This window comes from Nitrospira moscoviensis, from assembly GCF_001273775.1.
GTDB classification, from domain to species: Bacteria; Nitrospirota; Nitrospiria; order Nitrospirales; family Nitrospiraceae; genus Nitrospira_D; species Nitrospira_D moscoviensis.
This window is the reverse complement of sequence record NZ_CP011801.1, coordinates 556,459-570,694: the sequence shown is the minus strand read 5'-3', so window position 1 is coordinate 570,694 and position 14,236 is coordinate 556,459. Positions and strand designations below refer to the sequence as shown.

Annotated in this window: 13 protein-coding genes and 1 pseudogene; 8 read left to right on the top strand and 6 right to left on the bottom strand. The window is 61.9% G+C overall.

Annotation, left to right across the window (positions count from 1 at the left end; translation table 11 throughout):
- Positions 1-96 precede the first annotated feature (96 nt).
- The 7 genes from NITMOv2_RS02755 to NITMOv2_RS02725 all read left to right on the top strand — a co-directional run bounded on the left by NITMOv2_RS02755 (position 97) and on the right by NITMOv2_RS02725 (position 8,924).
- Entirely contained in the window at positions 97-621 is a 525-nt protein-coding gene (locus tag NITMOv2_RS02755) for a hypothetical protein (RefSeq protein ID WP_053378439.1), read from the top strand.
- A 40-nt stretch (positions 622-661) separates the two neighbouring features.
- Positions 662-1,150, top strand: coding sequence for a hypothetical protein (locus NITMOv2_RS02750; protein ID WP_053378438.1), 489 nt, complete (start codon positions 662-664; stop codon positions 1,148-1,150).
- A gap of 82 nt (positions 1,151-1,232) precedes the next feature.
- A complete protein-coding gene (locus NITMOv2_RS02745; protein WP_053378437.1) occupies positions 1,233-2,912 on the top strand; it encodes an isocitrate lyase/phosphoenolpyruvate mutase family protein in 1,680 nt (559 codons plus the stop codon).
- A gap of 346 nt (positions 2,913-3,258) precedes the next feature.
- Positions 3,259-3,636 (top strand): PilZ domain-containing protein, encoded by a 378-nt coding sequence (locus NITMOv2_RS02740; protein ID WP_053378436.1) that lies wholly within the window; start codon positions 3,259-3,261, stop codon positions 3,634-3,636.
- Between the two features lie 154 nt (positions 3,637-3,790).
- On the top strand, positions 3,791-4,474 hold the full coding sequence (locus tag NITMOv2_RS02735) for a TetR/AcrR family transcriptional regulator (protein ID WP_238590443.1): 684 nt from the start codon (positions 3,791-3,793) through the stop codon (positions 4,472-4,474).
- Positions 4,471-5,658 carry an efflux RND transporter periplasmic adaptor subunit gene (locus NITMOv2_RS02730; RefSeq protein ID WP_053378434.1) on the top strand — a complete coding sequence of 396 codons (1,188 nt, stop codon included), beginning with the start codon at positions 4,471-4,473 and terminating at the stop codon, positions 5,656-5,658. Before NITMOv2_RS02735 ends, NITMOv2_RS02730 begins: the two co-directional genes overlap by 4 nt.
- 77 nt (positions 5,659-5,735) lie before the next feature.
- The gene (locus tag NITMOv2_RS02725) at positions 5,736-8,924 is read left to right on the top strand and encodes an efflux RND transporter permease subunit (protein WP_083447701.1); all 3,189 of its coding nucleotides are present in this window, start codon (positions 5,736-5,738) and stop codon (positions 8,922-8,924) included.
- 6 nt (positions 8,925-8,930) lie between these two features.
- Here the strand turns inward: NITMOv2_RS02725 and NITMOv2_RS02720 are convergent, their stop codons facing one another.
- The 3 genes and pseudogenes from NITMOv2_RS02720 to speD all read right to left on the bottom strand — a co-directional run.
- Positions 8,931-10,190, bottom strand: a complete 1,260-nt coding sequence (locus NITMOv2_RS02720) for a vanadium-dependent haloperoxidase (RefSeq protein ID WP_053378433.1) — start codon at positions 10,188-10,190, stop codon at positions 8,931-8,933.
- A gap of 411 nt (positions 10,191-10,601) precedes the next feature.
- Complete coding sequence (locus NITMOv2_RS02715) at positions 10,602-10,967, bottom strand: SCP2 sterol-binding domain-containing protein (protein ID WP_083447700.1); 366 nt, start codon at positions 10,965-10,967, stop codon at positions 10,602-10,604.
- A 46-nt stretch (positions 10,968-11,013) separates the two neighbouring features.
- Positions 11,014-11,358 (bottom strand): annotated as a pseudogene (speD, locus tag NITMOv2_RS24175) (S-adenosylmethionine decarboxylase); the annotation flags it as partial.
- 286 nt (positions 11,359-11,644) lie between these two features.
- On the opposite strand from speD, the gene NITMOv2_RS24170 reads away from it, so the two are divergent.
- Positions 11,645-11,824, top strand: a complete 180-nt coding sequence (locus NITMOv2_RS24170) for a hypothetical protein (RefSeq protein ID WP_202967301.1) — start codon at positions 11,645-11,647, stop codon at positions 11,822-11,824.
- A gap of 4 nt (positions 11,825-11,828) precedes the next feature.
- Here the strand turns inward: NITMOv2_RS24170 and NITMOv2_RS02700 are convergent, their stop codons facing one another.
- The 3 genes from NITMOv2_RS02700 to NITMOv2_RS02690 form a co-directional block, all read right to left on the bottom strand.
- A complete protein-coding gene (locus NITMOv2_RS02700) occupies positions 11,829-12,539 on the bottom strand; it encodes an FAD-binding oxidoreductase (RefSeq protein WP_053378429.1) in 711 nt (236 codons plus the stop codon).
- A gap of 65 nt (positions 12,540-12,604) precedes the next feature.
- Complete coding sequence (locus NITMOv2_RS02695; RefSeq protein WP_053378428.1) at positions 12,605-12,967, bottom strand: DUF1499 domain-containing protein; 363 nt, start codon at positions 12,965-12,967, stop codon at positions 12,605-12,607.
- Between the two features lie 101 nt (positions 12,968-13,068).
- The gene (locus tag NITMOv2_RS02690) at positions 13,069-14,178 is read right to left on the bottom strand and encodes a DUF2914 domain-containing protein (RefSeq protein WP_053378427.1); all 1,110 of its coding nucleotides are present in this window, start codon (positions 14,176-14,178) and stop codon (positions 13,069-13,071) included.
- Positions 14,179-14,236: the final 58 nt, after the last annotated feature.

Sequence of the window (14,236 nt, the reverse complement as noted above, 5' to 3'; positions counted from 1 at the left end):
ATTCTCAAGAAACATCGGCGGGTTGCGTTCGCCGTGTCGGCGGTGGTAGCGTTTGATGCGTTGGCTCGATCTTCCGTGTGACCGGTCTCGGCGATTATGACGCGACTCACCGGCCCTCATCTTTTTCAGATCTTCATCATTCTCGCGACGATGCTCTGTGCGCACGCGGCGCGCGCCGTGCCGATGATCAACGATCCCAAAGGCTTTCATGACATTCCGTGGGGAGCCGACTTGGCCGGACGGGAGGACTTGGAAACCACGCGGTCCGGTCCCCACATCAGCGAATATCGATTGAAAACGGAACGGCCTTCGTTCGCCGGACGGGACATGAGCAGTATCGCCTACGTCTCGGTGGACGACCAATTCGCCAGGGTGATCGTCCGGTATCAGGGGGAACAGACCCACAAGCACGTGCTCCGCTACCTGGAGTCACAATTCGGCCCCCTCGAACGGATCCCCGGACAAATGGCGCGGGGACTCAATCAACAATATACGTGGCGCGGGCCGGAAACGGAAATCAACCTGACCTACCAAGCCGGGACGGAGCGGGGCTTCATTTTTATCGACAGCCGTACCTTGGCGCCGAGGTTCAATGACCACATCACCGATTCGGCCGAGTAGATCCTCCGGGCGGAGGGGCGCCCGCTGTTCGCTCATCGTCTTGGAATGGGCTTGTCTGCTGTTAGCCGGCGCCCCGGCCCTCGCGGTCCCGATCGTCAACGACCCCAACGGCTTCGAGGGCATTCCCTGGGGCGCCGCCTTTTCCGAAGGCGAGCACTTCGGCAAAGTCGAGGACGCCGGACGTCTGCAGACCTATGAGATCAAAGGGACCACTCCGGCCCTGGGACCTGTGCCGGTCGATTCCATGCGCTTTACCACGTTTGAAGGAAAGTTCGGCCGGGTCACGGTCCGCTATACGGGGAAAGACACCCATGAACGGATTCTGACCTATCTGCAGGGGACCTACGGTCCGCTCGACCGGACGCCCGGACAGATCGCCGTGGGGCCGGTCAGGGTCTACGCCTGGCACGGCTTCGACACCGAAGTGACGTTGCGCTACGAGGCCCCGGTCGCGCGCGGGATCATTTTTTTCGAGAGCCGGACGTTGCGCGAAAAATTGTCGGAAGGCCACTCCGCGACGGTCTATTAGTATTAGTATCGTCTAGTATCGTCCGGCCTGATCCCAAACTTTTCATTGACAACCGCTATCCGCTTTCGCATGATGCGTCCCCATGAATAACGCGGCGAAGTTGCGAGCCCTGCTCAAGCGGCCCGGCGCCATCAAGGCCGTCGGCGCGCACGACGCGCTGAGCGCGCGTCTGATCGAACGGGCCGGCTTCGACGCCATCTGGGCCAGCGGCTTCGCCATCTCGGCCTCGCTCAAGTGCATTCCGGACGCGAGCTTCATCACCTCCAGCGAGCAATTGGAAGTCGAGCGGAACATCGCCGAAGCGGTCTCGATTCCGATCATCGCCGACTGCGACACCGGCTACGGCAATGCGCTGAACGTGATGCGGACGGTCAACGATCGCGAGCGGGCCGGCGTGGCCGCCATCTGCATCGAAGATAACGTCTACCCCAAACGGTGCAGCTTCTACGCGGGCGTCCGCCGGGAGCTGATTCCGATCGAGGAGCACTGCGGCAAAATCAAGGCGGCCAAGGCCGCGCAGATCTATCCCGAGTTCGTGGTCATCGCCAGGACCGAAGCGCTCATCGCGGGCTGGGGCCAGGAGGAAGCCTTGAAGCGGGCAGAGGCCTACGCCGAGGCGGGCGCCGACGCGGTCCTGATCCACTCGAAGTCGAAAAAGTTCGACGAGCTGAAGGCCGTGTACAAAGCCTGGTCCGGCCGCGTACCGCTCGTCGTCGTGCCCACGATCTTCGATCAGACGACCGCGGCCGAAATGGAAGAGGCCGGCGCGAAGATCATCATCTACGCCAATCAACCGGTCCGGGCCGCGATCCGCGCCATGCGCGACACGTTGGACATCATCAAGAAAGACACGCGCCCGGGCGCGGCAAACGACCGGATCGTCACCTTGCCCGAGGTGTACGACATCGTCGGCGTCCCCCGGATGGAAGAAGACGAAAAGCAATTCCTGCCGGTGGGCGGCGAGAAGATCACCGCCATCATCGCCGCAGCCGGGTTCGAAAAGCAGCTGCTCCCGCTGATCGAAGATAAGCCGAAGTGCCTCCTCGACATCAAGGGTAAAACCATCCTGGAACGGGCCGTCGGCGCCCTCAACGAATGCAACATCAAGGACATCGCCCTGATCCGCGGCTACAAGAAGGAGGCGATCGCCCTCCCGAATATCCGTTACTACGACAACGACCGGTACGAAGACACGGGCGAGTTGTATTCGTTGTTCTGCGCGGAAAACGAGCTGAAAGGCCGCACGCTGATCCTCTACGGCGACATCATCTTCGACACGGCGATTCTGGAAAAGCTGCTGAAGAGCCCCGCCGACATCGCGCTGGTGGTCGATGTAGCCTGGCTGGATCAGGAACAGCGGGGAGCGCAGCCGACTCACCTGAATCCCGACTTGGTGTCGCTCGCCGAGCCGCCGGGCAAGAGCTACCTGTCACGGTTCGTCATCCCAGAAGGCGAGCACCGCATCGTTCGGATCGGCCAGCAGCTTCCCCGCGAGCAGGCCCATGGCGAGTTCATCGGCATGGCGATGTTTTCCGAAAAGGGGACGCAGGCGTTCCGCGAGTGTTACAAGGCGGCGCAGGCAAGCCAGGCTTCGGCCGGCTTCCACGAGTCGCGGAGCCTCAGCAAAGCTTCCTTCACCGATCTCATCCAGGAGATGATCAATCGGGGCCATACGGTCCAAGCCGTCCCGATTTTCAAAGGCTGGATGGAAGTCGACTCCTTCGAGGAATACCAGAAGGCCTGGGCCAAGATCCGCCAGTAACAGCGCCTCTTCGACCGGCATTCCGAACGAGCCGCGGTCTCGTATCTGGATGCCGGTTTTCCGTGCGATTCATGGTAGTGACGCCCGAGCAGCGGAAGCGCCTCCAATCGGTCCCGTTCCGGAACATCTCCCATGACACCGTAAGCGATCGGCGGGCCCGCTTTCGGCTCGTCTAGCCCCCTTCTCCTCCTGGAAGACTCCTTCTTTCTCGGTTGTTGTAAGGCCCCTCTTCAGGAGGGTCCCTGTCTCCCTCTCCTAGGGGGAAGGCAAAAACGCTACACCGCGATAGGCTCAACCAAGTCAGGCGCATCGAGCGCCAGTACCAACAAAGGGAGGCATTGGAACCATGGAGTCGACGACCCCGAATGGACAGGCCGGAACCGCAGTGGAATTCTCGCTCAACCGTCGCCGAGGTGCTCGTTTGGCTGGCCGCTTCGGCCTGATGTTCTCCGGCGTTGACGATGGGCAGCTCATCATGGGGGACGGGCAGGTTACCGATCTGTCGCACGAAGGAGTCGGCATCAGCGGGAACCGATTGCTGAAACCGGGGATGGAGCTGGCTCTGTTCATCGAGTTGCCGGACTCGGAAGATCACCTCTGCGTGCCTGAAGCCCGAGTCTCCTGGGTCCGGGGGCGGCGCTTCGGCGTGGCGGTCCGCACGCTCAAACTGGAGGATCGTAACCGGTTGCGCTACTTCTTACTGGAGCAGCAAACACGCGCCTAGCGAGACGACGTGCCCGGAACAGGAGACCGTGCGGTCGGGAGGACGACCGCGCTCCTTCGCCGGAACATCTGCTCGACCGCCGGTCGCCCTCTGTCTCTAAGAACCCTTTCAGCCATCCGCTTGTGCTGGCCTCGATCGACGTGCTACCTTCACGGTGAGTAATCACTTACTCACCGTGATGCGAACAGCCTCGAAACCGACCAGGACGTCCAGCCAGGAACGGCAAGCCAGCCTCATCGCTGCCGCCGCGTCGCTCTTCGCCCGCAAGGGTTTCAACGGAACGACGACGAAGGAAATCGCGAAGGCGGCGGGTGTCAGCGAAGCCTTGGTCTTCAAGCATTTCCCGACGAAGCATGCCCTCTATGCGGCGATCCTTGCGGAGAAAGTGACCGTCAACGAGCTGCTGGAGGCGATCGAAGACTCGGCGCGTAAGCGGGACGACCGGCGGGTGTTCGCGCTCATTGCCGGCTATCGCATCCGTCCCGGCGTGGATTCCACCCTCCTGCGCCTGCTCCTGTTCAGCGCCCTGGAAGGGCACGAGCTGTCGGATATGTTTTTCGGCAAGCATCACAAAGTCTTTTACGAGCATCTCGCGGCGTACATCCGAACCAGAATCGAAGACGGCGCCTTCCGGGCGGTGGACCCCCTCTTGGCCGCGCGCGCCTTCATCGGCATGGTGGTGCATCATCGCCTGCTCCACGAAATCTTCGGCGTTCCAATGCACCGGTCGCACGAAGAGACGGTGGCGACCTACGTGGACCTGTTCCTCCAAGGGCTGGTGGTCGACCATGGACACCGGCGAGCCAAGGCTGCTGCGCGCGCGAGGCGACCGCAATGAAGCCGCTCAAGCAGCACCCGCTCATCATTTTAGGGGTGATCATCTTCTTCGCAGTGACGGCGCTGGTGGTCTTTCGCCTCAGCAGCGGCGCCAAGACCGACCAGAAAAAGTCGCGGGTCATCACGGTCGGCACGGTGACCCCCCTGAAACAAGACATGGAGGTCCGCCTGACGTACACGGCCGATATCATCCCCAATCAAGTCGTCAACCTCTTTTCCCGCGTGGACGGCTATATCGCCAAGATTCACGTCGACAAGGGCGACTTCGTGAAGGCGAATCAGTTGTTGGTGGAAATCGACCACACCGATTATCAACACGCCGTCAATCAGGCCAAGGCCAATTTGGCGGCGGCCAAAGCCAAGGTGGCGCAGCAGGAGGCGGCCGTCCGGAACGCCAAGCTGACCCTCGACCGCATGCAGGCGCTGATCAAGGACCAGTTCGTCTCGCAGCAGGACTTGGACAATGCCCAGGTGAATTTCGACGGCGCGATCGCCGCGCGGGAATCTTTGCAGGCGCAGGTGAAACAGATGGAAGTGGCCCTCGCGCAGGCGGAAACGAACTTGGCCTACTCGTATATCCGCGCGCCGTTCGCCGGCTATGTCGCCGAGCGCAACTTGGACCCGGGCGCCTATGTCACCAGCGCGACCGCCAGCACCTCCACGATGTCGCGCGGCATGCTCAGCCTGCACGACATCAAGACGGTCCGCATCCTCATCGAAGTGGTGGAAAAGGACATTCCGCTCGTGAAGATCGGCCAGAAGGCGGAGGTGCGCGCCGAAGCCTACCCGGATCGGGTGTTCGAAGGCACCGTCACGCGCATCGTTCAGGCGCTCAACCGGGCGACCCGCACGATGACCGTGGAAATCGATCTGCCGAACGACGATCGGCTGCTGAAGGGCGGGATGTTCGCGCGGGTCGAAGCGCTGGTCGGCACCCATCGCAACGCGATTCAAATCCCGATCGACGCGGTGAGCCGCCTGGAAGACACACAATATGTCTACGTCATCCGCGACGGCAAGGCCCAGCGCATCGACGTGGAAATCGGTCTGCGCGACGACAACCGGGTGGAGATTACCAAGGGCCTCCACGGCGACGAGCAAGTCGTCGTCTCCGGTAAGGACCTCGTCCATGACGGCACGCCGGTGCAGGTACAACCGTTGGATGCAGTGAAGCGTGATGGGTGATGGGTGATGGGTGATTCCGTCATTCTATTATCACTCCCCACTCGTCACTCGTCACTCGTCACTCGTGACGTTCTGTTATGTGGCTGACGCTCCTCGCCCTTCGCAATCGCATCGGCATTCTCATGTTGTCCCTCGCCATGGTCGTGCTGGGCGTGACCGCGCTCCAGCGCCTGCCGGTCGATCTGTTCCCCAATATTCAGGTGCCGGTAGCCTTCGTCGGCGTCATTTATAAAGGCGCGCCGCCCCTCGATATCGAGCAGAGCGTCGTCTATCCGATCGAAAAAGCCGTCAGCTCCGCGTCGAACGTCGAGCATGTGGAGTCGTTCGCCAAGCAGGGCCTCGGTGCGGTGCAGATCTGGTTCAATTGGGGCGCCGACATCAACGTCGGGCAGATGGAGGTGATGCAGCGGATCACCCAGATTCTCAACAGCCTGCCGCCCGGCATCCTGCAGCCCTTCATCGTCAAGTTCGACGTCTCCAACATCCCGGTCGCCTTCGTGACCGTCTCCAGCGCCGATCTCGACGAGCGGGCCCTGTACGATCTCGCCTATAACACCATCGCGCCGCAGATCGAGCAGATCGCCAACGTCGCCGCGGCGACGGTCGAAGGCGGCAAGATCCGGCAGATCAATATCAATCTGGATCCGGCGCTGCTGAACGCGCGGGGGCTGTCGATCCTGGATGTCGTGCGGGCCGTCAAGGCGGCCAATCTCATCTTGCCGTCCGGCGACCTGAAAGCCGGCAATTTGGATTACAACGTCTTCACGAACAATCAGTTCAAAAGCGTCGAGCCCATCCAGGACGTCATCGTCAAGGTGAACCAGCAGGGCAACCCGGTCCGGGTCCGGGACCTCGGGACCGTCACCGACTCCTCCGACATTCAGACGAACATCGTGAGGACCGACGGCGCGCGGGCGGTCTATCTTCGGGTGAACAAACAGCCGATCGCCAACACCGTGGAAGTGGTGGACGCCTTGCGGAAGGCCCTGCCGAACATGATCGGGATCCCGCCCGGCGTGAAGCTCGGCATCTCGTTCGACCAGTCGGTCTACATCCGGCAGTCGATCAGGAATCTGGTGGAGCAGGCGCTCCACGGATCGCTCCTGGCCGCGGCGGTCATCCTGATTTTTCTGCGCAATCTGACCAGCACGCTCATCATTTCCGTCTCGATTCCGCTGTCGATTCTGGTCACCTTCATCGTGCTGTATTTCTCCGGACAGACGCTGAACGTCTTTACGCTCGGCGGCCTCGCCTTGGGCATCGGCCGCCTGGTCGACGACTCGATCGTCGAATTGGAAAACATCCAGCGCCACCTGAATCAGAATCGAAACCGCTGGACCGCCATTCTCGACGCGGCGCGCGAAGTCGCCATGCCGATCTTGGCCTCCACCGTCACGACCGTCGTCGTCTTCCTGCCGATGTTCTTCGTCGTGGGCATCGCCCGGCTCTTGCTGATTCCGTTGACGGTCACCATCGCGATCGCGCTCTTCACCTCCTTTTTCGTCTCCCGCACGGTCACCCCGGCTCTCTGCTACAAATTCCTCAAGCCCGAGCAGGAGGCGCACCGCACGATGCCGCACTGGTTCGTGCGGGTGATGGACTGGAGCCGGCGGCGGTACGAGGGAGTGGACCGCAGCTATGAGGAGTCGTTGCGCTGGGTGTTGCGGCACCGCAAGGTCTTCATCGTGGCCGTGCTGGCCTTCTTTGTCGGCTCACTGGCCTTGCTGCCGCTGATCGGCACGGAGTTTCTTCCGGTCTCGGACGAGAGCCAGTTCCGGATCGTGCTGCGGGCGCCGGTGGGCCAACGAGTGGAAAAGACCGAACAGCAGGTAGCCGAAGTGGAACGGGTGTTGCGGGAGCAGATCCCGCCGCACGAATTGGAAACGATCGTCTCCAGCACCGGGGTGCTGTCACAGGGGCGCTCCTCCCTGTTCAACCCGAATAGCGGCCCACACAGCTCTCTCATTTCCGTGTATTTGGTTCCGCCGGACAAGCGGACACGGAGTCAAGTCGAGATCATGAACGAGGTTCGTCCGAAAGTGCTCAAGCTGTTTCCCGGCGTCGCCATGTTTTTCGATCCAGGCGGCCTGGTGAAGCGGGTCACGAGTTTCGGATCGCAGAAAGCGGTCGACGTGGAGATCTACGGCTATGACTTCGAGAAGGCGCGGCAGGCGATCAGGCAGGTGGAAGAGGTCATGCACAAGACGCCGGGCCTGGCCGACATCGAAGTGAGCCGGGAAGAGAATTATCCCGAGATCAATGTGGTGGTCGACCGCGAAAAGGCCGCCCTGCTCGGCATCAGCGAAACCGACGTGGCCAACGCCGTGTTGTTTTCGCTCAACGGCAACGGCCAGACCGATCCGATCATCTACACCGATCCGCAGAACGGCAACGAATATTACATCAGCGCCTGGTTGGCGGAGGAGCACCGGAAAGACCTGACCGATCTCGAGAACATTTTGTTGACGACCAAAGCCGGTGAGCCCGTCCTCTTAAAGAACGTCGCGTCGCTCAAGCTCAACGCCGGGCCGGTGAAAATCGACCGGAAGTATTTCCAGCGGGTCGTGCACATCACGGCCAATCCGGTGAACCGGGATTTGGGCGCCATCGCCCAGGATTTGGAAGCGGCCTTCGCCGACCTGCGCCTGCCGGCCGGCTTCAGCATCAAGCTGGCCGGCCAGATCCAGCAGCAGCGGGAGACCTTCCAGGGGCTTCAATTCGCCACGATCCTCGCGCTCGTGCTGGTTTACATGGTCATGGCGGCGCAGTTTAAGTCCCTGATCGATCCGTTCATCATCATGTTTTCCGTGCCGATGGGCTTCCCCGGCGTCATCCTGATCCTGTTCCTGACCGACACCACCCTGTCGACCACGTCGATGATGGGCATCATCATGATGCTGGGGATCGTGGTGTCGAACGGCGTGTTGCTCGTCGACTACACCAACGTGCTGCGCCGCAGAGGCGAGCCGCTGCACCAGGCGGTCGTCACGGCGGCCAGGACCAGACTGCGTCCTATCTTGATGACCTCGCTCGCCACCGTGTTCGGTCTGCTGCCCATGGCGGTCGGCTGGGGAACCGGCGGCGAAACGAATGCGCCCCTGGCCCGGGCCGTGGTAGGCGGCTTGAGCGTCTCGACGTTGCTGACGCTGTTCCTCGTTCCGACGATGTACGTCATCCTGGAGGAGCGCTTCCGGCGAAGCCTCGGGGAAGAACAGGGCGCTCCGGCGGCACCTCCCGTGCCCGAACCGGCTACTACCGCGTTCTAACCCGTGCTATCGGCAGAAATCGATCCGGCCCTCCGACTGCCGGCTGTCCTCCGCGTCATCTTCATCGCAATCCGTCACCCGCGGCTTCTCCCATCCGCTGCGGCGGACATACCCGGCCACCTTCCGCCAGACTTCCTTGGCGACTTGCCGTCCAAGGCGGCGGCCCCGCAGATCGCCATCCTCAAAATGAATCCCCCCATACCGGCGTGAAAGGCCGGCTTCGTCGGCCGTCTCCTTGAATGTCTTCCAGCGCAGCACCACGTCCGCGGCCGGCACAGCGCCGGGCTCGATCTTGCTGCTGCCGGCCGGGATCGTCGCTGAATGGCCGAAGCGCGGACTCTTCGTGTACAGCCGCAGGATGGTCGCGGCGGCCGCGCTGAACGCGCTGTGACCCGACACATACTCGGGGAACGGCGGCGTCACGAAGGTAGCCGGTTGGTACGGCCGCCAATCTTGGCCCAGGATCAAACCAGTCCCTTGAAACGGACCTTTCCATGCCCGGATCAACCGATCGTGAAACAGAAAATGCACGGCCGTGATCGGCCGGACATAATCGTAATGGCGCTTCGCGTCCCACACGGCGATGCCGGCATCCTGCACGGCATTCGCCAGGGCGAAAAATAGGACGACATCTTCGTCCAAGCCGTGGCCATCGCGGCGAGAGATGACCTGGGCGAACAAGGCCCAATGGCCGGGCGGCGTTTCGGAAGAGGGTCCGTCCGCCCAATACTCGGCGATGGCTTTGTGCCGGTCGGTGAGCTCCGCGCTGTACCCCAGGCTTTCTGTGGTTTGCCTGATATAGCCCTGCGCGTCGGTTGGATAGATGGCCGGCGGCCGCGGGCGGAATTGGCCGCCGGAGCTGAGCGCGAACGGGAGAACCAACCCCCAATGGGGCGCCAGAAACGCTTGCATCGTAAAGCCGCCCCGGCCGTCGGGGACCCGGAGCGGCTGCCATCGATTCGGGTCGAAGATCGTGTCGGGAACGTTCACCGGCACATAGCCGGTGTAGTCCGAATAAGGGCCCGGGTGGAGGTCTCCCAGTTGATTGGAGCCGTCCTGATGGCGGTACTCAAGCAGGGCCCGGGCGGCGCGGTTGCCGATCCCCTGCGGCGTCGCAGGGTCCTGCGAGGTATCGAACGGATCGTAGCCGAGCTCGGCCATCCGGGCTTGGAAGACCGCCGATTGCGAGGGGAAGAGATCCAGCAGCACCCGATAGGCGGCATACGAGACCGCCTGTTCCTTGTTCAGGACGGTGCGCTCTTCCACCGGCCTTCGCAGGCTGCTCCCCAAGAATCGTGCCGACGGCCACCGGATCGTACACCGCCCAGGCGTCGAACATCGCCGTATGCATCATCGCCAGTGCGCGAGCTGTCATCGGAGGTCCCATGCCGGTGTCGCGCACCGCTTGCAATTCGATTCCATTCCACACCACCACCCTGGTGTCCCGCGCATGGCCGGGGGCGGCCGTCCCGGAAACCAAGGACAGGACAACCAAACAGAGCAGAAAAGCGGGCAATCGGTCCACGATGAGCGTCTCCTTTGTCAGGGGTTTGACCAGCTGAGCCATACCCTAGGTGGATCACCGCGGGTGCAGGACTGGGAAATTCCCTTGAGGCAGGCCCGGTTCGACCCTGGTTTTCGGGGAGAGGCTTTGGCTTGGAAAGTGAGAGAACGGTGTCAGGTCAGGGTCGGAAAGAGGGCCTTCAACTGCATGGCGAGCCCGATGTCGCCCGTGATCCGCAGGCGGCCCGACATCAGGACGGACGGGCCGCTCAGTTGCCCGTTCAGCACCTTCATGCAGTCCTCTCCCGCCATCGCCAGCGTGACATGCGGATCCGGGTGACGGCCTTCTTCAACGACACAGGCGCCGTCTTGAATCTTCACTACGTACTGCCCCCCCTGCGGTCCGCTCAAATCGAATTGATACACGGCGTCGAGATCCTCGGCCGCGTCCCGGTCGAGCGCGCGCGGGAGCGCCTGAAAGAAGGCTTTGAGGGCGGGGGGAGTCATGGTCGCGCGGGACCCGTACCTGCGTCGATGCATGGGGACCACTGCCCGCAGTCCCCATGCAGAAGCAAGACGGGACCCGCTAATACCGGAGCGTGGCGGTGGCCATGCTCCGCCGCGCGCCGAAGAATTTCTTTGAAAAGGATTCCACGACGGCGGGATCGTACCCTTTGCAGCTGAAGATATCGAGATAGGCGTTGTTGGTGTCGTTGGCGAAATGGCCGCTGATCAATGACGTGGAAATCAGCTGGACCATCGAGTAGCCCGCGACGCGCCCCTCGCCGAAATTGACGACCTGACACTCGCCGAAGCGGTGCATGCCGATCAGCTCGCAGAGCTCGACGACATAGCGCTTGATATGGTCGGCATCACGGATCAGGTCGGGATTGCAATCTTGAAGGTCGACGGCGGTGCAAAGTCCCCAGGCTTTTCCCTCCCCTACCATGTCTTGGACGGGGAGCGAAGAGGCCCCTGGGGCGCTCGTTGGTAAGATGGTGGACTCGGAACCAGCCGAGATGCTCATAGAGTGGGTGCGCCTTTCTGTGAGAGGGTGAAGGAACCGACTGCCGACTTGCGACGGACTATACCACGATTTTTTTGAAACGGGGCCCGCTCCCGAAAAAAATTTCACGCCGCGGAAGCACGCCGGCTGCGGCGTTTCATCGTCCCCGCTTGGTTGACAAGGTTTACCGGCCTCGGAGAAAATGCCCGCCATGACGAGTACGTCGGACCCCGCGATCGATTCCCTCCCCGATCGGCTTTGCACCTGGTGCAAGGTCCCCATGAAGAAGCGGCTGGTCGGCGGCCGGCAGTTCATCCACTACACCTGCCCCAAGTGCATCTTCCAGCACACGACCAGGCTGGGACCGAAGCCGGCTCCTGCGAAGCATTAACGGCTCAGTAATACTTTTCTCGGTAGATCGGACACAATCCTTTACGTTGAATGAGCGCCGTCACGTCTTTGATCATTGCCCCGTTGCCGCAAAGGTAGACGGCTAGATCCCGGACCGACGTGACCCGCTCCTCCACCAGCGCGGTCACCCGCCCTTTGGCTCCCGGCCATTCGGACCCCGGCTGAGAGAGGGTGGTCACGAAGCTGAAGGCCGGATAGCGCGCGGTCCAGTCCGCCAATTCATCCTGATAGTAGAGATCCCGCTCATAGCGGAGTCCCCAAAACAGGGTCACTGGTTGGCCGGTCTTACGCTCGAACTGCGTGAGCAACATCGAGCGAAAAGGCGCGATGCCCGTTCCCGTGGCGACGAACAGGAGGTGTTTGGCGGGATCCTCGCGGAGGAAGAACGAGCCGGCCGGGCCCTTGAAGATCACCGCGTCTCGCTCCTTGAGACGATAGAGGTACGTCGAGCCAGGCCCGCCCTCGACCAAATTGAAGAGCAGCGTGATGCGATCGCTGATGGACGGGGGTGAGGCGATCGAATAGGGGCGCGTGACGGGAACGGGCATGCCTTCTTTGGGGACCTCGAACGAGATGAATTGCCCGGCCTTGAAGGCCATGGTGCGCGGATGCTCAAGCGTCAGATCCAGCTCGCGGACGTCATGTGTGAGATCACGAATGCGGCTGACGTGGGCGTGGTAGGTATCGACTGCCATGGGGGAGTGGCTCCGGGATTTCCGGACTCCCTTTACCGTAACATATGGGCCGCCTCCATGAGGCGCTAGAGCTTGCCTTCCGCCAAGGCCCGGATCTCTTCCATCCGCTTCCGATTGACGCCGAAATCGCCGTAGCCGGTGCGGGAGGCCGACCGGAAGTGCACGGTCTTTGTCTCGTCGTCCAAGAGAAACTCGACGTCGTCGACAAAGCGAAGCAGCAGGCTGGTGAATTCGTAGTGGAGGTAGGACTCGTCTTCTTCGACGAGCTGGGCGCGAGGCAGCGAACAGACGACTGTTTTCAACAGCTCCCTGGCCTCAGCCTTGGAGGTCCGATAGCGGAACGGCGCGATCGCATGGCGTTCGTCGGCGGCCTGCGTCGAGACGCAGTTGGGGCTGGATGGGCATGGGGCCAACGTCCGCGCTGTCATGACGTGGAAACCTTACGCCCTTGTATGACCGCCCGCAACCAGATCTCGCAGATCAGGACCGCTTCCGGAAAAATCAGAGTCCGGCGCCTTTAGAACGCTCGTCAGTACAGCACCGTCCGGATCGTCGGCGGCTCGTCGCGCTGCGCCACCACCTGCACCGAGACGCGGCCGACGATGCGTCCATCTTCCGTTTCGACGTCCACCCGCCAGTCGCCGGGGTCGAGGCGCTGCTTGAAGGTATAGGCCCGATAGCCGCCTTCGCGGCCGCCGGCGATGGTGATGGGAATTTTATCGGCATGGGCGAAGGGTTTCTCGCTGGTCGGGCGATAGAACCAGTGGTGATAAATGGTGGTCTTGAGCGCGACCGGGGCAAACACGGCGGTGAAGCAATAGATCGGCTCGTCGGCTGGAAATGTCGTATCCGAGCGCTTCCAGATCTGATACCACTTCTTGTCGAACGACAGCTCGAACCGGTCGCCGGTCTTTTTCACTTCATGATAGATGCCGCCGAACTTGAGCGAGAGCGGCACAGGGGGGATCCAATTGAGAACGTAAAACCCGACCAGCAGCCCGATCACGGCCAACGCCGGAGCCATCACGCCGACCGCTTCCCGCCTGGAGCGGTCCGGATTGTCGCGATAGATCAACTGCACCACGCGGAACGTGACGGCCCCGCTCAAGACGGCGCCGGTCAGAAAGACGGCCGCATTCATATAGCCGGTCATAACCGGCAAAAAAAACGTGAAGAACGCGAAACAGACCACGGCGTAGAGTGTGACGAGGAGGCGGAGATTCGACAGGCGGTCGCGGAGGAACTCATTGCCGACGAGAAGCGCGACCAGCAGCGCAAAAAAGACGGCGGTGCCCGTCCAGGTCGCGCTGCGGGAGTAAAAGATCGCGTAGGCGCTGAAGAGGCCGCCCAAGAGGAACTGGCTCGCCATCGGATAGTACGGCCGGCTCGCGAGCGCCCAGCGGGCGAACGGAGACAGCGTCGCCAGCTGTTCCCGATCAGGCGCCGGCTCGATGCCGAGCCGGCCGGTCAGGACGATGAGCACGCCCAGCAGCAGCAGATAGATGAGCAGCAGCAGGTTGTCTTGCAAGCGGTCGATGCGCGTGAGTGTGAGCGTGTCATACGTCACGCCGGACAGGAAAAAGACCGCAGGCATGAAGGGTTTGGAGAGGACTGATCGCACTTGCGCCAGCGGGCTCATGCCCCCACTGTGCGAAATGATGGACGTTTCTTCAATGAAAAATCGGTTCTCGTATGCC